This window comes from Peribacillus sp. NPDC096622 (assembly GCF_044762665.1).
Lineage (GTDB): Bacteria > Bacillota > Bacilli > Bacillales > DSM-1321 > Peribacillus > Peribacillus frigoritolerans_B.
The window spans coordinates 127,355-151,486 of sequence record NZ_JBIWES010000006.1; the positions used below are offsets into that span (position 1 = coordinate 127,355).

The 24,132-nt window shown below is 41.9% G+C and carries 19 protein-coding genes; 11 read left to right on the plus strand and 8 right to left on the minus strand.

Annotated features, from left to right (window positions below; genetic code table 11):
• Nucleotides 1–345 precede the first annotated feature (345 nt).
• From ACIQYG_RS13330 to ACIQYG_RS13375, 10 genes are all read left to right on the plus strand, one after another.
• The gene (locus ACIQYG_RS13330) at nucleotides 346–2,094 is read left to right on the plus strand and encodes an ABC transporter ATP-binding protein (protein ID WP_402838691.1); all 1,749 of its coding nucleotides are present in this window, start codon (nucleotides 346–348) and stop codon (nucleotides 2,092–2,094) included.
• A complete protein-coding gene (locus ACIQYG_RS13335) occupies nucleotides 2,069–3,859 on the plus strand; it encodes an ABC transporter ATP-binding protein (RefSeq protein WP_402838693.1) in 1,791 nt (596 codons plus the stop codon). Before ACIQYG_RS13330 ends, ACIQYG_RS13335 begins: the two co-directional genes overlap by 26 nt.
• 357 nt (nucleotides 3,860–4,216) lie before the next feature.
• A complete protein-coding gene (locus tag ACIQYG_RS13340; RefSeq protein WP_402838695.1) occupies nucleotides 4,217–6,292 on the plus strand; it encodes a carbon starvation CstA family protein in 2,076 nt (691 codons plus the stop codon).
• Nucleotides 6,286–6,489, plus strand: coding sequence for a YbdD/YjiX family protein (locus ACIQYG_RS13345; RefSeq protein WP_402838697.1), 204 nt, complete (start codon nucleotides 6,286–6,288; stop codon nucleotides 6,487–6,489). Before ACIQYG_RS13340 ends, ACIQYG_RS13345 begins: the two co-directional genes overlap by 7 nt.
• A gap of 301 nt (nucleotides 6,490–6,790) precedes the next feature.
• On the plus strand, nucleotides 6,791–8,005 hold the full coding sequence (locus tag ACIQYG_RS13350) for an ammonium transporter (protein ID WP_402838698.1): 1,215 nt from the start codon (nucleotides 6,791–6,793) through the stop codon (nucleotides 8,003–8,005).
• 15 nt (nucleotides 8,006–8,020) lie between these two features.
• Complete coding sequence (locus ACIQYG_RS13355; protein ID WP_402838700.1) at nucleotides 8,021–8,383, plus strand: P-II family nitrogen regulator; 363 nt, start codon at nucleotides 8,021–8,023, stop codon at nucleotides 8,381–8,383.
• A gap of 55 nt (nucleotides 8,384–8,438) precedes the next feature.
• Nucleotides 8,439–8,621 (plus strand): hypothetical protein, encoded by a 183-nt coding sequence (locus ACIQYG_RS13360; protein ID WP_402838702.1) that lies wholly within the window; start codon nucleotides 8,439–8,441, stop codon nucleotides 8,619–8,621.
• A gap of 323 nt (nucleotides 8,622–8,944) precedes the next feature.
• A complete protein-coding gene (locus ACIQYG_RS13365) occupies nucleotides 8,945–9,595 on the plus strand; it encodes a LytTR family DNA-binding domain-containing protein (RefSeq protein ID WP_402838704.1) in 651 nt (216 codons plus the stop codon).
• Nucleotides 9,596–9,726: 131 nt separating this feature from the next.
• Nucleotides 9,727–11,253: a succinyl-CoA:acetate CoA-transferase ScpC gene (gene scpC, locus ACIQYG_RS13370; RefSeq protein ID WP_402838706.1), complete on the plus strand. Its 1,527-nt coding sequence runs from the start codon at nucleotides 9,727–9,729 to the stop codon at nucleotides 11,251–11,253.
• Between the two features lie 383 nt (nucleotides 11,254–11,636).
• Nucleotides 11,637–12,743, plus strand: coding sequence for an AI-2E family transporter (locus ACIQYG_RS13375; protein ID WP_402838708.1), 1,107 nt, complete (start codon nucleotides 11,637–11,639; stop codon nucleotides 12,741–12,743).
• A gap of 53 nt (nucleotides 12,744–12,796) precedes the next feature.
• Here the strand turns inward: ACIQYG_RS13375 and ACIQYG_RS13380 are convergent, their stop codons facing one another.
• The 5 genes from ACIQYG_RS13380 to ACIQYG_RS13400 form a co-directional block, all read right to left on the minus strand.
• The gene (locus tag ACIQYG_RS13380; protein WP_402838710.1) at nucleotides 12,797–14,215 is read right to left on the minus strand and encodes an NAD-dependent succinate-semialdehyde dehydrogenase; all 1,419 of its coding nucleotides are present in this window, start codon (nucleotides 14,213–14,215) and stop codon (nucleotides 12,797–12,799) included.
• 207 nt (nucleotides 14,216–14,422) lie between these two features.
• The gene (locus tag ACIQYG_RS13385; RefSeq protein WP_402838712.1) at nucleotides 14,423–15,691 is read right to left on the minus strand and encodes a dicarboxylate/amino acid:cation symporter; all 1,269 of its coding nucleotides are present in this window, start codon (nucleotides 15,689–15,691) and stop codon (nucleotides 14,423–14,425) included.
• A 230-nt stretch (nucleotides 15,692–15,921) separates the two neighbouring features.
• Nucleotides 15,922–16,842: a ketopantoate reductase family protein gene (locus ACIQYG_RS13390; RefSeq protein WP_402838714.1), complete on the minus strand. Its 921-nt coding sequence runs from the start codon at nucleotides 16,840–16,842 to the stop codon at nucleotides 15,922–15,924.
• Between the two features lie 147 nt (nucleotides 16,843–16,989).
• Nucleotides 16,990–17,553, minus strand: a complete 564-nt coding sequence (locus ACIQYG_RS13395; RefSeq protein ID WP_402838716.1) for a 3D domain-containing protein — start codon at nucleotides 17,551–17,553, stop codon at nucleotides 16,990–16,992.
• A gap of 620 nt (nucleotides 17,554–18,173) precedes the next feature.
• Nucleotides 18,174–19,238 carry a M20 family metallopeptidase gene (locus ACIQYG_RS13400; RefSeq protein ID WP_402838718.1) on the minus strand — a complete coding sequence of 355 codons (1,065 nt, stop codon included), beginning with the start codon at nucleotides 19,236–19,238 and terminating at the stop codon, nucleotides 18,174–18,176.
• Nucleotides 19,239–19,401: 163 nt separating this feature from the next.
• Here ACIQYG_RS13400 and ACIQYG_RS13405 point away from each other — a divergent pair, with 163 nt between their 5' ends.
• On the plus strand, nucleotides 19,402–19,908 hold the full coding sequence (locus tag ACIQYG_RS13405) for a general stress protein (RefSeq protein ID WP_048685038.1): 507 nt from the start codon (nucleotides 19,402–19,404) through the stop codon (nucleotides 19,906–19,908).
• A 48-nt stretch (nucleotides 19,909–19,956) separates the two neighbouring features.
• On the opposite strand, the gene ACIQYG_RS13410 is transcribed toward ACIQYG_RS13405, so the two are convergent.
• The 3 genes from ACIQYG_RS13410 to ACIQYG_RS13420 form a co-directional block, all read right to left on the minus strand.
• Entirely contained in the window at nucleotides 19,957–21,951 is a 1,995-nt protein-coding gene (locus ACIQYG_RS13410) for a methyl-accepting chemotaxis protein (protein WP_402838721.1), read from the minus strand.
• Between the two features lie 195 nt (nucleotides 21,952–22,146).
• Nucleotides 22,147–23,616 carry a PH domain-containing protein gene (locus ACIQYG_RS13415; RefSeq protein ID WP_402838723.1) on the minus strand — a complete coding sequence of 490 codons (1,470 nt, stop codon included), beginning with the start codon at nucleotides 23,614–23,616 and terminating at the stop codon, nucleotides 22,147–22,149.
• Between the two features lie 2 nt (nucleotides 23,617–23,618).
• The gene (locus ACIQYG_RS13420; protein ID WP_402838725.1) at nucleotides 23,619–24,113 is read right to left on the minus strand and encodes a PH domain-containing protein; all 495 of its coding nucleotides are present in this window, start codon (nucleotides 24,111–24,113) and stop codon (nucleotides 23,619–23,621) included.
• Between the last annotated feature and the right edge of the window lie 19 nt (nucleotides 24,114–24,132).

Consider the following 24,132-nt stretch of genomic DNA (forward strand, 5'->3'; position numbering starts at 1 on the left):
GAGGGGGCAATATTCTAGTGACTTGCATTCGCTAATGAGCATATAATTTTACTAGGCACAGAGAAGCCGGGGCGACATTGTATCTATGTACAATATCAAAAGGGTACGATAAGAGAATATCGTAATTGCTTATCAAATTTCAGAGATCGATAATGAAATTGAAAATCATTATCAATTAGAATTTTCGCTTATTTCCTGTTATTTGTCAAGGGTATTTATAAAAAAAATTCAAGATATTTACCAACCCTTTAAAACAGGTAAAATCTTTTAAAAAATCTGTATAAAAATGTATAATGAGAGGATGAAAAGATGCTATCTACATATGGAGAATCGAAGGTGTCATAGATGAAAAAATTGTCCTCATTTCTTAAGCCGTACTGGCTTTTGATCATTCTTGCTTTATCCTTAATGATTGTCGAGCTCGGGGTAGAGCTGTTACAACCTCTATTTATAGCAAAAATAATTGATGATGGCATTTTACAGAAAGATTTATCGGTAGTGATTAAATGGGGAAGCGTCATGGTTGGACTTTCCATTTTTTCATTTCTTGGCGGGATCGTTAATTCATTTACGGCATCACATGTAAGTCAAAGCTTTGGACATGATGTCAGGAAGAGCCTTTTTGGTAAAATACAGGCGTTTTCTTTTGCGAATTTGAATAATATCCCGACTTCCTCATTGATCACAAGGATGACAAATGATGTGACCCAACTTCAAAATACGATTTTTATGGGCTTACGTATCATGGCAAGGGCACCATTGATCGTAATCGGCGGAGCGATAATGGCTATTACGGTCGATTTGAAATTATCCCTTGTATTGGTCATTTCAATACCGGTTCTTGTTTTCTTCTTGGGATGGGTTATGAAACGCGCTGCTAAGCTGTTTATGCTCGTGCAGAAAAAACTCGATAATCTCAATGGCGTCATGAGGGAAAACCTGATAGGCATGCGCCTGATCAAAGCTTTTCTTCGTAAGGAGCATGAAATCGGCCGATTTGACCATGCGAATGAAGAGTTGAAAAGAAAGACTGTGTCTTCCCTTCGTTTAATTGAAACGACGATGCCTGTGCTGATGCTTGTCATGAATGTGGCGATTCTGGTCATTCTCTGGCTTGGAAGTGAATTTATAACAACGGGAGAGATACAGGTAGGGGAAGTTGTGGCGATTGTCAACTATGCCACGAGGATTGCCGCATCCCTTTCCGTTTTTTCGTGGCTGATCATGGTCATTTCCCGTGCAAAGGCTTCAGCGGAACGTGTGACGGAAATATTTGAAACCCCGATAGATATTGATGAAGGTAATGCGGAAAGCAAGAGTGGGGACGTAAATGGGGGAGGCATCAAGTTTCTGGATGTATCTTTCCGCTATCCCGGAACCGAAACCCCGGTATTGAAAAACTTGACCTTCTCCATCGATCCGGGAGAATCGCTTGCAATCATAGGAGCGACAGGATCGGGGAAAACATCACTGTTTCAGCTGATTCCGAGATTATACGGAGTTGAAAGCGGCTCCATTCAAATTGATGGCCAGGATCTGAAAGATATTCCCTTGAATTCGCTGCGGAATAGGATCGGCTATGTCCCGCAAGAGGCCCTGCTTTTTTCAGGAACCATAAAAAATAATGTCGCTTGGGGAAAAGAAGGTGCCTCGATGGAGGAAATCATGGCAGCGGCCATGCATGCTCAGGTCCATGAGACAGTAATGAAACTTCCGAAGCAGTATGAAACCCAGTTAGGGCAAAAAGGAGTGAATCTATCGGGAGGGCAAAAACAGCGCTTATCGATCGCAAGAGCATTGGTGCGCAAACCGAAGATTCTCCTTCTGGACGATAGTACAAGTGCGCTGGATTTGAAGACGGAAAGTAAATTGCTTGCCGCTTTAAAGGACTATACATGCACAACGCTCATCATTACCCAAAAAATCAGTACAGCCATGGAGGCTGACAAAATCTTGTTGCTGGAAAGCGGTCAAGTCCTTGCGCTGGGGAAACATGAGGATTTGATGCAAACAAGCGATCTTTATCGAAAAATCGTTCACTCACAGTCTGGGGAGGAGGGGATTTCGCTTGAGTCGAAGAATATCTCCCGATAAGGCAAAGTCTAAACCGGTCAACTCCTGGAAAACGATAAAAAGGATCGTTCCCTACTTAGCAACGAATAAAAGCCTGCTATTTTGCGTCCTTTTCATGGTACTGATGAGCTCGGTCTTGGGATTGCTTGGCCCCTTTCTTGTTGGGGTGGCCATTGATGATTATATTGTCACAAGAGATAGCGGGGGGCTGATCCGCCTTCTTTTAGGGCTTCTCGGAGTCTATATATTTTATTCCCTATCCATGTGGCTTCAGAATTATTGGATGATCGGAATCGCACAGGATACGGTTTATGCGATGCGCAATCAACTATTCAAAAAGCTTCACCAATTGTCCATTCCCTTTTTTGACCGGCGTCAGCATGGGGAATTGATGAGCAGGGTCACGAATGATATAGAAAATGTCAGTTCCACTTTGAATAGTTCCGTCATCCAGATTTTTTCAAGTGTGCTGACACTGGTCGGGACGATCGGAGTCATGCTTTATTTGAGCCCTTTATTAACTGTTTTAACCTTATTCATCGTTCCCCTCATGTTCTTCGGTCTGAGGTGGATAACGAACAGGACGGGAAAGCTGTTTAAACAACAGCAGAAGAACCTGGGAGAACTGAATGGGTTTATAGAAGAAACGATTTCCGGACAACGGATCGTAAAGGCTTTTTCACAGGAAGATAAAGTGATCCGTGATTTTATCATCCGGAGTGAAAACTTGAAGAAAGCCGGCTTTCTATCACAATCATACTCAGGGCTGATTCCAAAACTGATGAATTTACTGAACAACCTAAGTTTCACGGTAATAGCAGCTGTCGGCGGATTTTTGGCGCTGAGTGGCATAGGTACGGTTTCCATCGGGGTCATTGTCATCTTTACCGAGTATTCAAGGCAATTCACCCGTCCGCTCAATGACCTGGCTAACCAATTCAATACACTGCTCTCAGCTGTTGCCGGTGCTGAGCGGGTTTTTTCCATACTTGATGAAAAAGAAGAGGAATTGGATGAGAAACAGGCTGCTGAACTTCGTGATGTCAGCGGTGACGTGGGCTTTGAGGGTGTGTCCTTTTCGTATAATGATGAAGAGCAAACGATATATGATGTTAGTTTCCATGCTAAAAAGGGAGAGACCATCGCGCTTGTAGGTCCCACGGGGGCAGGTAAGACCACGATCATTAATCTTCTTGCCCGTTTTTACGAGCCGAATAGCGGCCGGATATTGATTGATGGCCAGGATATCAAACAGGTGACAAGGTCCAGTCTCCGTAAGCATATGGGTTTCGTTTTACAGGATTCCTTCTTGTTTCAAGGTACGATTCGTGAAAATATCCGCTACGGCCGGCTGGAGGCTGGAGATGAAGAAGTGGTGAATGCAGCCAAGCTTGCCAATGCCCATTCCTTTATCATGAAATTGCCAGATCGATATGATACCATCTTGAATCAAGATGGCAGTGGGATAAGTCAGGGGCAGCGCCAGCTGTTATCGATTGCCAGGGCTATTTTGGCCGATCCCGTTTTATTGATTTTGGATGAAGCGACAAGTAGCATAGATACGATTACCGAGCTTAAAATCCAGGAAGCATTACACCGCTTGATGGAGGGCAGGACAAGTTTTGTCATTGCCCACAGATTGAATACAATTCAGCAGAGTGATCAAATCCTCGTACTTGATGAAGGAAGGATCATTGAAAGGGGATCCCATGATGAATTGTTGCGGCAGAAGGGTTTTTATTACGATCTAAATCGCGGTTCATTAAGGGAAAATCAGATAGGATGAAGAAAAAAATGTGTGCCACTAGGCGCACATTTTTTTGTTGGTCCTAAAATAAGGATCTTAAACTTGGATTGCCGTTCATTTAATCCTGGATTTTTCACACAATAAGGTTTTTATAAAACGTGAAATCACCAATTCCATCATGGTGGGAAAAGAGGTAATTATCGACAAAATAATGGGAAATACTTTACAAATTGACCAAATTGCTATTGCTAATAAACCTAATGGTAACATATAATTCAGAATATATATAAAATTCTTTAAATTTAATGGGCGTGGGGAGTAATACAGCCCAGGCCCCTTATAAATGAAGGTTTTTTATAGTTGCACACTAGATCAATAGAGAGGAGATGGAAAAAAATGAAAGCGCTTAAGTCGGTTATTCTTTGGGGGATCATATCTGCATTGGGTGCGGTTAGTTTTGGTTTCGTCGCGCTAAACCGGGGGGAAAGCATCAATGCCATGTGGATTGTTACTGCAGCACTCTGTGTTTATTCAATTGCATACCGCTTTTATAGTAAATTCATTGCACGGAAAGTGTTTGAGCTAGATGACAATCGCCAGACTCCATCGGAAGCGAACAATGATGGGAAAGATTATGTACCTACAAACAAATGGGTGTTGTTTGGCCACCATTTTGCAGCAATTGCCGGAGCTGGACCTCTCGTAGGCCCCATCCTTGCAGCGCAGATGGGATATTTGCCAGGGACACTATGGCTTGTAGTCGGAGTTGTATTGGCTGGTGCCGTACAGGATTTCATCATTCTCTTCGGTTCGATGCGCCGTAACGGCAAATCTTTAGGTGAGATGATCAAAGAGGAGATTGGACCGGTTACTGGCTTGATAGCGATGATCGGTATCCTCGGTATCATGATCATTTTATTAGCGGTACTTGCCCTGGTTGTCGTAAAAGCGCTGGTGGGCAGTCCGTGGGGGATGTTCACGATTGCTTCGACCATACCGATTGCAGTCCTTATGGGCATTTACATGCGTTATATAAGACCGGGCCGGGTTGGTGAAGGATCGATTATCGGAATCATACTTTTAATGCTCGCTTTATATTTCGGCCGCTTTGTAGCCGAGAGCGAAACATGGGCGCCAATGTTCACTTTCAGCGGGGAAACGATTGCCATCATGTTGATCGTATATGGTTTCGTTGCCTCCGTATTGCCTGTATGGATGTTATTGGCACCGCGTGATTACTTAAGCACATTCTTGAAAATCGGGACGATCATCGGACTTGCACTTGGCATCTTTATTGTCATGCCGAGCCTTGAAATGCCTGCCGTCACTCAATTCATCGATGGAACAGGACCTGTATTTTCCGGAAATTTATTCCCGTTCCTATTCATTACGATCGCTTGTGGAGCGGTATCGGGATTCCATGCACTCGTTTCATCAGGTACAACCCCTAAAATGATTGAACGAGAATCTCATTCACGTCCAATCGGATACGGGGCGATGTTGACTGAATCCTTTGTAGCCATCATGGCGATGATAGCAGCCTGTGTATTGACGCCAGGTATCTATTTTGCCATTAACAGCCCGGGGGCCGTTGTGGGAACGGAACCTGCGCAAGTGGCCGCTACGATATCAGATTGGGGTTTCCTTTTGACACCTGATATGATTACCGGCCTTGCAGACGATGTTGGGGAAGAGACCATTATATCCCGTACTGGAGGAGCTCCAACCTTTGCTATCGGCATGGCCCATATCTTCTCGCAAGTGATTGGCGGAGCGTCCCTGATGGCGTTCTGGTATCATTTCGCGATCCTGTTCGAGGCATTGTTCATATTGACCACCATTGATGCGGGAACCAGGGTAGGGCGTTTTATGATACAGGATATCATCGGCACCTTTTACAAACCATTTGCCGAAACGAATAAATGGCTACCTAATATAATTGCGACTGCCATTTGTGTCATCGGTTGGGGGTACTTCCTTTATCAAGGTGTCATTGATCCTCTTGGAGGAATCAATACCCTTTGGCCATTGTTTGGAATTGCGAATCAGATGCTTTCCGCCATTGCGTTGCTGCTTGGGACGACGGTCCTTTTCAAAATGGGTAAAAAAGCGTACACATGGGTCACCCTTGTGCCCACTACATTCTTGTTGATAGTGACCATGACGGCAGGGTGGCAAAAGCTGTTCCATGAAAACCCGGCGATTGGCTTTTTAGCACATAAAGATAAGTTTAAAGCAGCCTATGACAGTGGGGAAGTTCTTGCTCCGGCAGCTAACCTGGCCGAGATGAAGCGGGTTATCGTCAATGATTATGTGGATGCTGCCCTATGTGCCATCTTCATGATCGTGGTGATCACGGTCCTGATTTCTGCCATAAGGTTATGGATAAAAGTCTTGAAGAACCAGAAAATAGATTTACATGAAACACCTTATGTATCCAGGTCGTCCATAAGGGAGGGAAGGCAATGTTGAAAAGAATAATTAAAATTCTCAGCTACAGAAAGCAATTCGTCAGTTTGCTCGTCGGTGTGCCAAGTTATGATACGTATGTGGCACATATGAGAATGCATCATCCTGAAGATCCTGTGAAAACCAGGAAAGAATTTTTCTGCGAAGCTCAGGATGAACGGTATAACGCAAAGGGCGGGAAAGTGTCCCGTTGCTGTTAAAAAATATTTATTGAAGGGTCCTCAATAGGGGGGCCTTTTTTTCGTGGTTTTTTCGAAGTGGGACATAAGTGGAGGGTGAAATGTAACAGCCGTGGAGTAGTGGAAATGTGGAAAAGTAAATATAAAACCAAAAAAAACACATTTCCTGGTCCTTTATTCATATTGATGTTATATAATCTAACATTTTTTTGAAAAATTCAAAAATTAAGTTGAATAATTAGAAAATTAAGTATATGATAAAAAATATAACATAATAATGTAAATAAACATAACATATACAAAACAAGGGGGAAAAAACAGTATGCAAATGACAGATTCGGTATTCATGTTTTTGGCAACGATGATGGTTTGGTTAATGACACCAGGGATTGCCCTATTCTATGGAGGGATGGTAAAAAGTAAAAATGTCCTGAATACGGCAATGCATAGTTATATGCCTTTGGCTGTCATTTCGATTCTTTGGGTGTTGATTGGGTATTCATTATCATTTTCACCTGGTAATACACTTCTGGGCGGTCTTGATTGGGTTGGCTTAAAGGATGTAGGCTTTGCACCTGGACCATACAGCGAAACAATTCCTCATAGTTTGTTCATGTTATTTCAAATGACTTTTGCCGTTTTAACTGTCTCGATCATTGCAGGTGGTATTGCCGAGCGGATGAAGTTTTCAGCATTCCTGATTTTTACGATCCTTTGGTCTTTATTCGTATACGCTCCCGTTGCACACTGGGTATGGGGAGGCGGCTGGTTAGCGGAACTGGGTACACTTGACTTTGCAGGTGGCAACGTTGTTCATATTTCTTCAGGGGTTGCAGGTCTGGTTTTAGCGATCATGTTAGGTAAAAGGAAAGAGTCAGGGGACAGTGCACCGCATAATCTTCCTTTAACATTCCTTGGCGGATCATTAATTTGGTTCGGTTGGTACGGATTCAACGTCGGAAGCGCACTGACAATCAATGAAGTGGCGATGAATGTATTCGTCAATACAGCTGTTGCAGCGGCTGCCGGTATCATAGGTTGGCTGATCGTTGAGTATATGGCTAATAAAAAGGCAACATTGCTGGGTGCGGTATCCGGAGCCATTTCTGGATTGGTGGCCATTACGCCTGCTTGCGGATTCGTAACCCCTGCCTCTTCCATCATCATCGGGGTCATCGGCGGTGCCGTATGTTTCTGGGGCGTATTCTTCCTGAAGAATAAACTGGGTTACGATGATGCACTTGATGCTTTCGGATTGCATGGAATCGGTGGGACATGGGGGGGCATCGCTACAGGGTTGTTCGCGACAACTTCCGTAAACGAAAACGGTGCAAATGGTTTATTCTATGGTGATTTCAACTTGTTGTGGAAGCAGCTTGTAGCGATCATTGCGACATATATCTTCGTTGCCGTTGTCACCTATATCGTTGCTAAAGTCATTAACCTTTTCGTGCCGTTGCGTGTCAGTGAAGAAGATGAGTCAATGGGGCTTGATCTTACACTTCATGGAGAAAAAGCTTATCACGAATCCATTTAAAAGGGGGTTGCTCATATGTCCGAGGTTTTAACGAAAATAGAAATCATTACACGTCCCATCAAGTTTGAACAATTCAAAGCGGAACTTGCAAAAATAGGGGTAAGCGGAATGACTGTATCGGAAGTAAAAGGAACGGGTCTTCAGAAAAGTTATGTGGAAACCTATAGAGGCAGAAATCGTGAAATGTCATTACATGACCGAATTAAAATCGAAATCGTCGTGTGTGAAGTGCCAGTTCAGGATGTTGTGGATGTAGCAAGGAAATTCTTGAGTACAGGTAAACCGGGTGACGGAAAAATCTTCATTTATGAATTGGCGAATGTTGTGAATATCCGTACCGGAAAAGAAGGCCATGATGCGTTAAAGAATGACCTCTGATTGTTGATGATCCGGCCGAATGTGCCGGATACATTAGATATAAGGGAGCCTGAAAATGGGGAGACTGGTCCGAATTGTTAATGCAAAAAAACAGAAGATCGTTAAAACGCTCATTTCAGAGGATGTATATCAACCTGATGACCGACCCTTTTTATTGGAATTGCCATTGAAAAATTTAGAAGAAATACTATCCCTCCGTATGAAATCCTCGTTTCAAAATCCCCGTTTTAAAAAATGACCTTTCAGCCGTTATCCTATATGGGATTAGCGGCTTTTTTATGGTTTTATTACCTCCCTCCGCTTTAATGTATTAAGGTAACTTTTTTCTAGAATCCCCCATGGAAATCGGGGAGCTTTCCAACTATAATGAATAAGGATATTAAATTTAAATACGATTTTCTTGCCTTTTTTGACGCTTTTCGCTTAGTTACTTCAATTTTTCTTACGAAAAGTTAATTCAAAAAAATGAAGTTTCCCAAAGAAACGATGAATTATTTCGTGAATGCCCTATTTAACAATAGGGAAAAATTATTAATATGTTCTATTAAGAGGTGAAAGGAAATGGATCAATTTACGGTCGAATCCGTTTTAAATATCATTAGGGAATTTGTACCGAAGGATGCTTCAATTTCTGTGGCTGATTCCGAAAAATACATTTATTATCAACCAAGCAAACAAGTTGACTTAAGAATAAAACCGGGTGATTTAATCAGTGAAAACACGGCGACATATAAAGCGCTGAGTGTCCGTAAAAAAATAGGGGTGCAAGTTGAAAGCAATGTATTTGGCGTACCTTACTATGGGCTGAGTGTTCCTATCATGGACGAGGGAAATCCTTTAGGGGCAGTAACTGCCATCTTGCCATCAAAGCCATTAATTTTACCGACATCATTCTTGACCATTAAAACGGATGACCGCTGGATACCGCTTCCATATGATGAAATTATGTATTTGGAAGCTCAAAATAGGAAAACTAAAATACAGTCCGAACGTGTGAGTGGATTTCATAAAATGAACTTGAGTGAATTGGAATTCATTTTACCTGGTGATTCATTCATTCGGGTGCATCGTTCGTACATCGTCAATATCAACTATATTCAAGAGATCCTTCCTGATTTCCATTCTACATTTTTATTGATAATGAAAGACAACTCCAAAATCCAGGTCAGTCAAACATATGCAAGTCAATTCAGGAGGGCTTTGGGGTTTTAGTGATTCTCCTTTGTGTGAAAAAAATGCTGGTTTATGCCCAATTTAAGGCTTTTCATTCGAAAATGAATGTGACGATTACACAGGATTGGTAAAATTAAGTGTAAGAAAAGCGAAAAATGGGGGTCTTTTGTATGAACGAAAGCGTTTTCAAAAAAATTCGCAACGAACAATTTAAGGGGAAAGTAGTTACAGCGGAAGAAGCAGCTTCATGGATTAAAGATGGGATGAAACTCGGTATGAGTGGATTTACCCGTGCTGGTGATGCTAAAGTTATTCCGATGGCTCTAGTTGAAAGAGCTAAAACTGAAAAATTCAAAGTTGACGTTTATACTGGTGCCTCATTAGGGCCGGAAGTCGACCAACATATGGCGGAAGCAGGTATCATAAATAAACGTTTGCCGTTCCAAGCGGATAAAGGCATTCGCAATAAAATCAATGCTGATGAAGTAACTTATGTGGATCAGCATTTATCTCATACAGCTGAACAAGTTCGTCAAGGCATTGTCGGACCAATAGATTTTGCAATCATCGAAGCTTTGGCGATTACGGAAGATGGATTGATCATCCCGACAACTTCTGTAGGTAACTCAGCCATATTCGTTCAAGAAGCTAAACATGTGATCATTGAATTGAACGTATCCCATCCAGAAGGGTTGGAAGGGATGCATGATATTTATACACCAGCTAAACAAGGGGAACGCGAACCGATTCCTATGACTAAAGCAAGTGATCGCCTTGGATCGATCGGTATTGCGGTTGATCCTGAAAAAGTAATGGGAATCGTCGTTTCTACAGATCTTGATGCACCTTCTACAATCGTGCCGCCGGATGAAGAAACTGCAACAATCGCCAACCACCTCATTAACTTCCTTCGTGAAGAAATCAAGGCTGGCCGTTTAACAGAAAGCCTTGCTCCGCTTCAGTCGGGTGTAGGTTCAGTGGCAAATGCAGTATTCGCTGGCTTCCTTGATTCTGAATTTAAAGATTTGGAAGTTTATTCAGAAGTGCTGCAAGATGCAGTATTTGATTTAATCGATGCTGGCAAGGTTAAATTCGCTTCAGGGTGTTCGATTACATTAGCTGAAGAAAAAGGAAAACAAGTCTACAGTGAGCTTGAAAAATACCGTGATAAACTAGTTCTTCGTCCACAAGAAATATCTAACCATCCTGAAATCATCCGTCGTTTGGGCTTGATTTCAATCAATACAGCGTTAGAGTGTGATATCTATGGTAACGTAAACTCTACACATGTTTCTGGGACAAGAATGATGAACGGAATCGGTGGATCAGGAGATTTTGCCCGTAACTCACGCCTAGGCATTTTCGTAACGAAATCATATGCAAAAGGCGGCAAAATTTCCAGTATCGTTCCTTTCGTTTCTCATGTGGATCATACTGAACATGATGTGGATGTATTAGTGACAGAGCAAGGGATCGCAGATTTACGTGGCTTGGCACCAAAAGAGCGCGTAGAGTTAATCATAGAAAACTGTGCTCATCCTGACTACCGTCCGCAGCTTCGTGCATACTTCACTGAAGCTGTTGCTCAAACGGGCGGGCATCAAACTCCGCACATTCTTGAAAAAGCATTTTCATGGCATACGAACCTAGCTAAAAACGGTACGATGCTTGAAGCGGTTCTTCAAGATCAAAAATAAGACTCAAAACCCCGCCAATAAACAGCGGGGTTTTTTTATTTGGGTCCGTGTCCGTATAGGTTAAACCCCATGAATCTTTCAATATTGAAAGGTAAATAGATTATTTCCCCTAAGTAATTTGTATGATGTTTCCTATTGATTCTTTTTCCTGCGACATATAACGGATTTAAAGTTTAAAATGATGCTTAACCATCAAAAAGATAGGGAACTGTATCTTTAGGCTTTTTTCTTTTATTTTTGTATATAATTATTCATTCAAGTTATAGAAATATGGTAAACTGCTAACAATGAAAGATTATCATACATAGAATTTTTCGCATTCATGATGTTGTTTCCATAGAAATAGGGAGTTAAATAGAATTGCTTATAGTGGAGGAGATAATTTGTTCAAGACAAAATTACATTTTTGGACGTTAGAGTTATTACTATTGTCTTTACTTTTTTATGTTGGTACAAAGATTTCTTTTCTTTTTGAACCAATAGTCATTTTTACATCTACATTGTTCTTTCCAATCTTGATTTCGGGCTTTCTCTACTTTTTGTTCAACCCTACTGTTGATTTCCTCGTTAAAAGGAGAATGCCAAGGGGATTGGCGATTTTATTGCTTTACGTATTTTTCCTTGGGTTGATTAGTTTATTGGTCGGTCTGGTTGGTCCATCACTTTCCAAACAGGTTACGGACTTAATCAATAACCTTCCGGATTATTTCAATCAAACAAGGAAGTTCATTGAAGATTCAGCTGAGTCAAAATGGTTTTTGTGGACGGTGGAACAAGATTATGTACCTCTGCAAGAAGTAGGTGACTCGCTTCAGAAATATTTGACTGATTTACCTAGTAATATAACAAACAGTTTAACTTCGGTTTTCAGTGTGGTCACGAATATTACTTTAGTGGTCGTAACGGTTCCTTTCATCCTGTTTTATATGTTGAAGGATGGGGATAAGCTTCCGGCCGCCATTATGAAATTCGTACCGGTTCGCTATAGAAAACCAGCTTTAACAGTACTTCAGGAAACTGGCGGGACGCTTACTACATACATACAAGGGCAGATGCTTGTTTGCATGTTTGTCGGGATCGGAACGTTCATCGGGTATTTGATCATTGGTTTGCCTTACGCGTTCTTATTCGCGCTGATTGGTGCCGTAACCAATATCATTCCATATGTAGGCCCGTTTATCGGAGCCGCTCCTGCTGTCATTGTGGCGCTGATTCATTCGCCGACCGAGGCGTTATTGGTCATTCTGGTTGTAACGGTCATTCAGCAATTGGATGGTAATTTCATTTCACCGTTAGTCATCGGGAAAAAATTGAACACACATCCGCTTACCATCATCATCCTATTGCTCGTGGCCGGAAACATTGCCGGTATCATCGGCATGATTTTGGCTGTTCCGACCTACTCCGTTGTTAAAACGATTGTATTGAATATCGTAAAATTCATCAGGATCCGTAAAGAGGAAAAGCTTGAAGAAGATATATTGGAATGAAAAAACGGGCCCGGCTCAATTGAGTCGGCCCGTTTTATAGTGTGCTAAATAGGTTACAAACCTAAGGAAATATATTTTACTTCCAGGAATTCCTCGATGCCCTGGTGTCCGCCTTCACGGCCGAGCCCACTTTGCTTGAATCCGCCAAATGGAGCTTGCGGAACGGAAGGAAGTCCATCGTTCAAGCCTACAATACCGAATTCAAGTGCCTCGGTGAACTTGATGCCCTTGGTGATGTTTTCAGTGAAGACGTAAGCTGCCAAACCGAAGATGGAGTCATTTGCCCTTTTGATTGCCTCTTCATCAGTCTTAAAGGAGGCAATGGGAGCTAGAGGGCCAAATGTTTCTTCCTTCATGCAGAGCATGCTGTCATCAATGTTGGAAAGTACGGTTGGTTCAAGAAAAAGACCGCTTATTGATTTACCGCCAGCTTCGAGCTTAGCGCCGCTGCTGATTGCTTCATCAATTTGTTTTTGAACCTTATCCACTGCATTTTGATCGATAAGAGGACCGATATCGACGCCATCTTCCAGTCCATTTCCTACCTTTAGTTCTTTGACCTTGGCAACGAGCTTTTCGATAAAGGCATCTTGAATTGCTTCGTGGACATAAATGCGATTTGAGCAGACGCATGTTTGTCCTGCGTTACGGAATTTTGAACTGATGATGCCATCAACCGCTTTATTAAGGTCGGCATCCTCAAGAACGATTGCGGGTGCGTGACCTCCGAGTTCAAGCGAGATTTTCTTTACCGTGTCAGCTGAGCCTCTCATAAGGGTTTTGCCGACTTCTGTAGAACCGGTAAACGTCAATTTACGAACCCTCGTATCTTGAAGCCAAGTTTCGCCGATTTCTGATGATTTTCCTGTCACGACGTTTATGACTCCTTTTGGGATGCCAGCTTCTTCAGCTAATTCAGCCATTTTTAAAGCTGTTATGGGAGTCAGGTTTGCCGGTTTAATGACGACTGTGCAGCCAACGGCAAGCGCTGGTGCAACTTTTCTTGTAATCATGGCTGCAGGAAAGTTCCAAGGCGTAATGACAGCTACAACTCCGACAGGCTGTTTAGTCACGAAAAGCCGCTTATTGGACACGGAAGCAGGGATCGTTTCGCCGTACACCCGTTTTCCTTCTTCGGCAAACCAAGATAAAAAGCCATTGGCATATGTCATTTCACCAAGCGCTTCTTTAAGGGGCTTGCCTTGCTCTTCAGTCATGATTTTGGCCAGTTCTTCTTTATGATCATCAATCAATCGATGCCATTTCCAAATTAGTTCAGCACGTTCGTAGACTGATAGCGCGGCCCATCCCGTAAAGGCTTCATATGCGGCATCTGCAGCCTTCGCCGCTTCAGTTGCACCGCCTTTAGGAACGGTGGCAACTACTTCATCCGTTGCCGGGTTTCTCACTTCAATTTTATCCAATCCAAAATCCGACCACTCACCGTTAATAAATAATCCGTAATCCTTCATGATAAAACCTCCTAATTTGGTTAAATCCATCAAACTACTAAAACTTTTAACTTTATACTTTTACCTGTTACATAAAAGTATAAACACTTTTCCGCGATTCTGAAATTAATTTGATTGGCTATTTATAGAAGATCGGCTGTTCAGTTGATAGAAAGGGAGCAATAAAAAAAGAGGTGCAAGTTGCACACCTCTTCATTCAGGGTTCGATTATTTTTCCGATGAGACGGCCACTTCATCCATATCACCTGAGATGGCTTGATTTGGATTGAATTCACCTTCTGATTTAGAAATGACCACTGTAGCGACACTGTTACCGATTAGATTAGTGATGGCACGTGCTTCAGACATGAAGCGGTCGACTCCAAGCAGTAATGCCATTCCTTCAACTGGTATCATTGGGAAGGCAGCTAATGTTGCAGCAAGTGTAATGAAACCGGATCCCGTTACACCGGCAGCACCTTTGGATGTTAACATCAAGATTCCTAGAAGGGTCAATTCCTGCCAGATGCTTAAATCGACACCATAGGCTTGGGCGATGAAAATCGCAGCCATGGATAAGTAGATGGATGTGCCATCAAGGTTGAAAGAATAACCGGTTGGGACAACCAACCCGACTACCGATTTTGAGCAACCGTATTTTTCGAGTTTTTTCATCACGCTTGGCAGGGCGGATTCCGACGAAGATGTTCCTAAAACTAAGAGGATCTCTTCTTTTATATAGGCAATGAACTTGAAAATATTAAATCCGTACATTTTTGCGATCGAGCCAAGGATGAGAATGATGAATAGTGCCATTGTGATGTATACGCTACCCATTAATTGTCCTAACGAGGTTAGAGAACCAAGGCCAAACTTACCGATTGTATAAGCCATTGCTCCGAAAGCCGCCAATGGAGATACTTTCATGATCATACCGACGATGCCGAAGAAAATGTCGGCAATATGCTGAAAGAAAGAAACGACTGGCTGCACTTTCGGTCCCATTGCCGCCATTGATAATCCGAATAATACGGCAAAGAATAGAATAGGGAGTAAGTCTCCGCCAGCCAGTGCGGCAACGGCATTATCAGGAATGATATTAGAAATGAAAGCAACGGCTCCATGTTCCGTTTCGGAAGCGGCTGTTGTATATTGTGATACATCTCCGCCCTCGACTGAATCGATGTTAAAGCCTTTACCAGGTCCCAGCAGATTGACCACGATGATTCCGATGGCAAGTGCGAAAGTGGTGACGATTTCAAAATAGAGCAGGGCCTTTCCGCCGATGCGGCCAACCTTTTTCATATCACCCATACCGCCAATTCCGATTACGACGGTTAAGAAGATGATTGGTGCAATGACCATTTTAATCATTTTAATAAATAAATCTGCTAATATCTTCAGCTGTTCACCGAAAGCAGGGAAGAAGAAACCGACTGTAATACCCAGAATGATACCGATGATGACCTGAACTGTTAGATTTTTTAATATTTTCAAGGTGCATTCTCCTTTGTCATATGATAGCGCTTTCTTAACTTGATAATAGTGTAACAGAAGAAAGAATCAGAATATTCTTTTGGTGATATTGTTTTCTTTTTGTTCTTTTTGGTCTTGGGGATTTTTAATAACTGAAGGGAAGAAAGGGAATTAAAAGTGACGATTAGGATATAGATAGATTACTAAGCTGCAATAAAAAAATACCGGCGGAGTGCCGGTATTGGGAAAAATCAATTTTCAAATGGTTTTATGAGTGCATATAGGGTTCCAATCACAGGTAGTTTCAAACCGGCCTTGTCGGCTAGGCGCAGTGCACCGCCCTGTAAATGTTCCACTTCGAGGGTCAGGCCCTTCCGGCGGTCCTGGTGCATCGAAGAGGTGGATTCATCAGGTAAGCCTGCCATGTTTTCCAACGCTTGAGCAATATTCTCCGCAGTAATCCCGACGTCATAAGCATTTGCAAGCTCCTTCATTTCAACAAGGACCTTTTCTAGCAATCCATTGGTTTCCGGAAATCTCCGTATCGTGCCGATAGGGAGGTTGGAGGCAGTTGTCACACCGGAGAACGCGGTGATGAACATGTATTTGATCCACATCCTGATCAATATGTTTTCCGTTCTGCTTGCCTTCATGATAGCTGAGCCGGCCGCCTGTTCGAATTCATCACAAATCTTTTTTTGTGACGGATGAAGCGGGCCATAGATTAAATCGTGATTTTCATTGGAGTGTATGACATGCCCTTTTTCATCAAGGGTGGCGATGATGAAGGCGCTTCCTCCCAAGACGGCTTCTTCGCCCAGTTCGTCCTGTAAAATGGATACATGTTCCAACCCATTCAAAAGCGGGAGGACCTTTGCGCCCTTTTCGACAAGCACCTTTAAATCTGAAAGGGTGCCTTGCAGATGCTGGCCTTTTACGGCGAGAATCACGAGATCGACCTTTTCTATATCCTTTACATTCTCTGTGATATGAAGGTCGTTGAAGTGGTAATTTCCATGTGGGCTGGTTATGCTGATCCCGTTTTCCTTCAATTGTTTGGCGCGGTTTTTTCGGACAAGGTATTGAACATCCTGCCCGGCCTGCTGCAACCTGCCCCCAAAGTAGGAGCCGAGTGCCCCGGCCCCTATAATGACAATATTCAAAGCGCACACCTCTCTTTTGATTAAGATGTACTAATCATAACATTGACTGAATTTTCGGTAAATGTTTCCGTTTGAAGGTCAACTGGTTGTTTACATGTTTATAAGAATGGGAAAAACAAAAGACCAGCCTGAAAGGTTTCAGGCTGGTGCTTATCATTATTTATAGATTTTTACTTTAACTGTTTTTCTGCCCCAATTGATAGCTTTTGAGTGAGAAGAGTAGAAGACGTCAATTTTATTCCCTTTGATTGCGCCGCCTTTATCTGCCGCAATGGCATCCCCGTATCCTTCTACATGAACTTTTGTTCCTAGTGGAATGACCTTAGGGTCGACTGAGATGGCTTTTACGTTAGGGTTTTTCTTTAAGTTAAGACCAGATGCTGTAATACCGCTGCAACCTTTGCAGTTCGCAGTGTAAGCTGTTGCCTTCACCGTGATCGTTTTATATTTCTTGGATGATGATGAGGTTTTAGCTTTAGCTTTAGGTTTAGCAGAGGTCGAAGTTTTCTTGATCTTTAAAACTTGTTTTGGATGGATGTTATCTTTTTTCAGGTTGTTCCAACTTTTGAGTTGATTGACTGTTATATTATGTTTATTGGCGATACCCCATAGTGTGTCGCCGCTTTTAACTTTGTATGTAGTAGTAGCAGCCGATGAAACTCCGGAAAAACTAAATACCAAAAAGAAAGCAGTGAATAGTGGAAGTAGTATTTTTTTCAAAATGAATAGTCTCCTTTGTTTTAAATCGTAGACTTAGAATAACAGGTCTTTATGACAACAATGTTTCGGTGGAATAGTAATTGTGTTACAAAAAGGTTTCCTTTGATAAATAAATGTAATATAAACTAGGACAAAAGGACTTATCTGTTAAATGTAAATATATTATTTATTATGTCAGTATAAGCGTATTTTTGTTAAATAGTGCTGCTATAATGGCGTATCCTGTTTAATTAGGTAAAATGTGGATGTGTATTCCCTGGTTTTAAAGTCCTGTATATTTTGTAAAAAAGCAACGTAATAATAGAGGGTTGAATGCTGTTTATTTTTGTGGGAGAGATATTCGGAAAATGGAAAAATCCGGCATCTGTGTGATGCCGGATTAAACTATAGACAAACTCGATTAAAATCGGTTTGTCTATAGTTTTTTTGAGAGTTTGTAAAAATTCGAACGTTGATTTCCACTCCAGGCACTCGCTTCCCGTCGGCTCCCATCGACGCGCTTTTCCCGCAGGAGTCTCGCACCTTCCGTTCCAATCAACTTTGTTTTGAAATTTAAATAAAACCCCTTTCCACAAACTCAGCTGGCATCTATGAGATGCTAGCTTTTTTCACGATTTTGATTAATTTAAAACGAATTCAGAAGCGAAATCGACTAGCATTTTTTGATAGACTGCTACCGATTCAAGATTGACGCATTCCCTATCTCCATGCCAGTTCTCGCCTTTTGGTCCGAATTCAATGGCTGGGATATCATATGCCGCAAAAAAGACGGTATCTGCGGAGCCGTGTTGTCCAAAAATGACAGCGTCTTGCTTGGTGTTTCTTTCGATAATCGGGCGAAGCAGAGTGATGAATGGGTCTGACTCTTCGGTTTTTACAGGTTTACTGTACATATTAAGGTGAACATTATTTCCTGTTACACTTTCGATCTGAGCGATGATATCTTCCATTGTTTGCGTAGGAAGATAGCGAATATCAAGACTTAGCAAACAGGCATCCGGTACCTTATTGTAGACCTCCCCGCCTTTTATTTTTGCTAGGTTAAGTGAAGGGGAAGAGTAAAGGGGAGTATGATCCCGGGTGAAAGGAAGCTCCTTTATTTTTTGATAGAAATCATAGGCCTTTTCAATTGCATTCACGCCTTCCCATGGACGGCTTCCGTGTGCAGATTTGCCGGATACTTCAATATCGAGACGAAGGGCACCCTTTGCCTGGAGCCCGATTCCCAATTGCGTAGGTTCAGCACAGATTACAAAGTCCCCTCTATAACCATGTTTCGCTAAATATCCGGAACAGTTCAACCCGCCAATCTCTTCATCCGATACGATCTGAAGCTGGATTTTCAAACCTAAGTCCTTATCTTTCAGTTCGTTAAATGCACACATCATCCCTGCAACTCCAGCTTTCATATCGGCTGTCCCGCGTCCATATAAATTTCCTTCATGAACCTCAGGGAAAAATTGATCCGGCGTACCGCTGACAACATCGACATGGCCATTCCAAATTAGGGTTTTATCTCCGCTGCCAATCTCGCTAACAAGCATTTTATAACCGTTATTTACAATCAAATTCACGGTAAGTCCTTGTTTTTTTAGCCAATCCGCACAGTAATCAACCGCTTGGTTGGCTCCTTCTTTCGATGAACTGTCGATAGATACTAAATCTTTAAGTAACTCGATGAGCAAAAAGAAAACCTCCTAAAAATATGCATACTAATATTATATATACCCTTTCTGAGTAAGGGTTAACTCAAAAATATTTTCCTGTTAAATAACGTTTAGCACTTTCATCCCCTGGGGTATGTAAAGGGGGAGCGACAATTTACATTCTTTAAGGAGGATGATAGATATGGATAAACGTATAATTGGTGTATATGAAACTGGAGAAGAAGCCATAAAGGCTGTTGAGTCATTACAGGCCCAAGGGTATAATCGTGAAGATATTTCAGTGGTAGCTAAAGATAAAGAAGAATTAAATGCAGTGAATGAAGAAACGGGTACAAAAGTTGAAGAGGGGCTCGCAGCTGGTGCGGCAACTGGAGGTATTTTGGGAGGTGCTGCCGGATTATTAGCAGGTGTGGGTGCGTTGGCAATTCCGGGAATCGGGCCGGTACTGGCTGCTGGACCGCTTGCTGCAACATTAGCCGGAGCGGCTGTAGGCGCTGGTACAGGAGGATTGGCTGGTACATTAATCGGAATGGGCATACCTGAAGACGAAGCCAATCGTTATGAAGCGGATGTAAAGAGTGGCAAGCTGCTTGTGTTAGTCGATTCGGATGCGAGAAAATCCAGTTCTTCTTACTCGGGAATAACTGAAACCGATGAAACGCTAACGAATGGCAGAAGAACTCTATAAGTCGTAAGTTAAAAAAGGACGGATCCCTTAGGACCCGTCCTTTTTTGATTAGAATGTGAATTTCTTTATTTCTTTGTGCATTTCCTGGGATAGGGCATCCAATTCACTAGCCAGGGCATTTAATTGTTCCATGGAGGCATTCGTTTCTTCTACAGAAGCTGATACTTCTTCAGTTCCTGCTGCAGTTTCCTGACTGATTGAATTTAATTTTTCTGCATTGGTCGCCATTCGTGTGACCTCGTTTACCATATCATTCATCATCTTTTTCATTTCGTCAAAATTGCTGAATGTGTTCGCGATGATGGATGCAATGTGACTGAAAGCATTTTCCGTATCCGTTACAGAAGTATCCTGAAGATGGATTTTTTGATTGACTTGATCAATCAAATGAACGGTATTGGTTGTATCGGTTTGCATGGCTTGAATGATTTCAGAGATTTCTTTCAGTGAGTTTTCCGTCTGCTCGGCCAATTTCTTCACTTCATCGGCAACAACTGCAAATCCTTTTCCATGCTCACCGGCCCTGGCTGCTTCGATGGCAGCATTCAGGGCGAGTAAATTCGTTTGTCCGGCAATCCCACTTATGGTCTTTACTATCGCACTAATATCATTGGACCGTGCATCCAATGATTTGACTGCTGTACTCATCTTATTGGATATCTGGGACGTTTCATTGAATTGTTGTTTTAGGCTTTGCACTTGAGTGATTCCGTTTTCGGAAGCTTTGAACATATTTTCGGATTCCGTGGCCATTTTGCCCGTTTGCGCTTCAAGGTCATTGATTTTGTCAGCCAGCAGCTTTACGGCTATTTCGTTATTCTGCCCAACTTCGATTTGGTCTATGGCACCGGCCGCTATTTGTTCCATCGTCATGGCCACCTCGTTAGCAGCCGCTGAATTCTCATCGGCACTAGCCACTAGTGTCATGGAGGAATCCGATACTTTATCGGAAAGGTTGTTGACAACCCCAAACATATGACCCATATTCCTGGTCATTAAGCTGGTGTCTTCTGCAAGTTGGCCTATTTCATCTTTCCTGAAAATGGAATTCTTGGAGGTGAAATCGCCATCAGCCATTTTCCTTATGGATTCCTGCAGTTTTTTAATGGGATTCGTTAAAGAACGGGTGATGAAGATCGCAGATAGTGCAGTGACGGTAAAGACAATCAACAGTGTGATGATATTATCGATTATCATCGAGCTTGCCCGGACTTTCACTTCATTTTCGTCCATTACCCCTGCTATTCTCCATCCGGTGGTAGGGTTGGTGGCGTATCCGACGATCCGGCTTTGCCCTTCATATTCCTCGTTCATTGATCCGGATGCACTTTTCATTTTTTTGAAAATATTTTCCTTTGATATGTCCTGTTGAATTTTTTCCTTGTCTGGATGTGTAACGAATGACCCTTTCTTATCCAACAAAACCGTATAGCCCGTTTCGCCGAATTTCGTTTGATTGACCATCGTGATCAATGTATCGATCGAGATGTCGACACCGAGCACGCCTATTAATTTATCACGATCATCATATATGGCTTTTGCTGCCGTAATGACAAGTTCATTCGTCGCCTGATCCGTATAAGGTTCCGTCCAAATGGTCTTGTTTTTTTGTTTCAATGCGGATTGATACCAATCCCTTTGTCTCGGATCGAAGTCAGCCGGCAATTCCGCTTTAGGGAATATTAATGTTTTTCCATCTTTCTCCGTGCCGAGGTATAAACCATTTATTTCAGAACTGCTTGACTGTGTATGGGAAAACTCATCCATTATGGATTCGGGGTTCTTATCATAAGTACTCATGATAGGATACATACCGATCCTATCCAATTGATTTTCCGTTTTTTGAAAGAAGATTTCGAAAGAATCGTTCATTGACTTGACTTGCTCTTCCGTCGTTCCGGTAAGTTCCTTGGTCGTCAACTCGATACTATTTTTATAGCTCATGTAAGAGATGGCCATTCCGCTTATCATGATCAAAGCTAAAAAAGGAATCAATATTTGTTTTTTTAGCGAATTAAAATACCAGTCTGTCAGTCTTTTCATCTGTACAATTCTCCTTATATACCTCAAATTAATTTAGGCTTCTATAGATATTTCGGTCTGCTTTGACTTTTTTTGAAGTTTCAAGTTAGAAAATTCCCAATATTAATTTTGCTGTGAGTGAACGACATGCATTCAAGGTATAGTGGATAAAAAAAAGAGCTGACAGCCATGGTCAACTCTTTCATTCATTGATTGCTATTCGACTTGGATATTTTTTGTCCTGTCCATATACCATGTGTAAAACTCGTCTGCATAATTAACGGATACATCTTGGAGCTTTGTATGGTGTACAGGCTTGGAGCGGTTGATCGTTTCAATTGTGGCAAGCCCGAAAAACTTTTGCAGCCTCGAACGCTCCACCTCAATTTGGATGACCTTGCTTCTTTTGGTAATGAATAGTGATGTTTCCAAACTTCCGGATTTGAACTGAATGAACTCATCATTTAACAAGTAACGGCTATTTTTGTAATCCATTATTCTCAATGTATAAATGAGGACGAATAGAATCAGCGAGATATACCATAGGGAGGGTTTGAAATAATAGATCGCCAATGTTGTGAGAATCCAGAAAAAGCTGGGCCGAAGCATTCGGATTTTGAAGGCCTGTTTCGATAGTGACTTCATTGACCGTTCCACTTTATAAGCGGGTAAAATCTCTTCTACCATCCCATATGCCCGTTCAATTGATAAAAAAGGATAGAGGGTGTTCGTTTCCAGATCTTCATCACCGGTGCTTCCTGCACTGATCAGTTTTACTTCTGCCAATCCTAGCAATCTTTTAATGATTGATTGGGTGATTTCGACTGCTTGTACTTTTTCTTTCTGAATGGAAAAAGCGGATTCATCCAGTACGCCTTTCTTGATATATATACGCTCGTGATCGGATGAAATTTCATATTTTCCATATTTAACGAATGTGGAAACGATTCCGAATGCAACGGCGACACAAATGAGACCCGCAATAACGATGGTTATGATCCACCAAGTATCCAATAGCCTGGCAAGGAAGCCTTCGGCGTTCTCCAAATCGATAAAATCATCAAGTGTATTATATAACGTGGCCAATATTGGGATTAGGGCCAGAAAACTGAGTGATGTAAAGGAAGCTTTCAGCACATCTTGTTTGCTTGGCGTGAAATGGATTGTTTTTTCACTGGTTGGTTGTATATCCTCAGCTATTCGTTCTTCAGGACTATCCACTTCGATAACCGGAAGTTCCTGTTTTGAAGCATATTCCCCCTCAAGCCGTTCGGCCTCTTTTCGGGAAATCATCTCGAAAGGTACGGTACCCTGATCGCCAGTCATCCCCGTTTCGAATGTTAAAGAGGTCAATCTGAAAATTTTATGAAATAAAGTCGTCCGTTGCTGGACATTCTGGACCTTATGAAGCGGGACAGTTCGATACGATTTCGAGATAAGCCCTGAAGTAATATGTATGGCACTTTCTTTGATTTGGTATTTATACGTATACCATTTAAGGATGACAGAAATGACTTTCCAAATCAGATAAACTAGAAAACCGATTTGGAGTACCTTCATGTACATCTTTTCAGAACCGAAATTCAGGACATAAAGCATGATTATGAAAAACACATTCCCTTTCAGCAATTTCCAAAATTCGAAAGGGATTTTGAAAGGGTGTAATCGTTTTGCTTGTTCTTCCATCGTTAATCCACTTCCTTAATTTTTGCGAAATGGGCAATTTTATCTCGTAATTCATACGCCTCTTTCTCGGGGATGGCAGGTATGTCATGAGAGTCGCCCATTGTTCCGACGCTTAGGGAATAAAGGTTATATTTTCGCAAAAAAGGTCCTTGGTTCAATTTGACGGATTGAACCTTCGTCATTGGAATGAGTTCATGCTTTTCACTCCAGGCTCCCCGTTTTGTTTGAATGAATTCTTCGTTCACATCGTAACGCCAATACTTTTGCAAAAGTATCGGTTCAATGAAGATGGACCAGATTGCATTGAAAAAAGATAATACGATAAGTCCGTTTAAAATCCATCCAATCCATTCTTTCCAAGTGAAATAATCATCAACAAATAATAGGATGCCAAGTACGGCGAGGATAATAAGATTTGTAATGGCTTCAGTCATCCGCCAAACCTTCACTGATTCTTTGGAAATTTTCTTCGTTGGTGGCTCTATCTTGGAATACATATATTCACTCCTTACTATG

Coding starts and splice junctions, on each gene's coding strand:
- ACIQYG_RS13410 (WP_402838721.1), bottom strand. CDS start 21,951: ATGAAAAGACTGACAGACTGGTATTTTAATTCGCTAAAAAAACAAATA.
- ACIQYG_RS13340 (WP_402838695.1), top strand. CDS start 4,217: ATGAAAGCGCTTAAGTCGGTTATTCTTTGGGGGATCATATCTGCATTG.
- ACIQYG_RS13345 (WP_402838697.1), top strand. CDS start 6,286: ATGTTGAAAAGAATAATTAAAATTCTCAGCTACAGAAAGCAATTCGTC.
- ACIQYG_RS13355 (WP_402838700.1), top strand. CDS start 8,021: ATGTCCGAGGTTTTAACGAAAATAGAAATCATTACACGTCCCATCAAG.
- ACIQYG_RS13330 (WP_402838691.1), top strand. CDS start 346: ATGAAAAAATTGTCCTCATTTCTTAAGCCGTACTGGCTTTTGATCATT.
- ACIQYG_RS13365 (WP_402838704.1), top strand. CDS start 8,945: ATGGATCAATTTACGGTCGAATCCGTTTTAAATATCATTAGGGAATTT.
- ACIQYG_RS13360 (WP_402838702.1), top strand. CDS start 8,439: ATGGGGAGACTGGTCCGAATTGTTAATGCAAAAAAACAGAAGATCGTT.
- ACIQYG_RS13350 (WP_402838698.1), top strand. CDS start 6,791: ATGCAAATGACAGATTCGGTATTCATGTTTTTGGCAACGATGATGGTT.
- ACIQYG_RS13380 (WP_402838710.1), bottom strand. CDS start 14,215: ATGAAGGATTACGGATTATTTATTAACGGTGAGTGGTCGGATTTTGGA.
- ACIQYG_RS13415 (WP_402838723.1), bottom strand. CDS start 23,616: ATGGAAGAACAAGCAAAACGATTACACCCTTTCAAAATCCCTTTCGAA.
- scpC (WP_402838706.1), top strand. CDS start 9,727: ATGAACGAAAGCGTTTTCAAAAAAATTCGCAACGAACAATTTAAGGGG.
- ACIQYG_RS13405 (WP_048685038.1), top strand. CDS start 19,402: ATGGATAAACGTATAATTGGTGTATATGAAACTGGAGAAGAAGCCATA.
- ACIQYG_RS13420 (WP_402838725.1), bottom strand. CDS start 24,113: ATGTATTCCAAGATAGAGCCACCAACGAAGAAAATTTCCAAAGAATCA.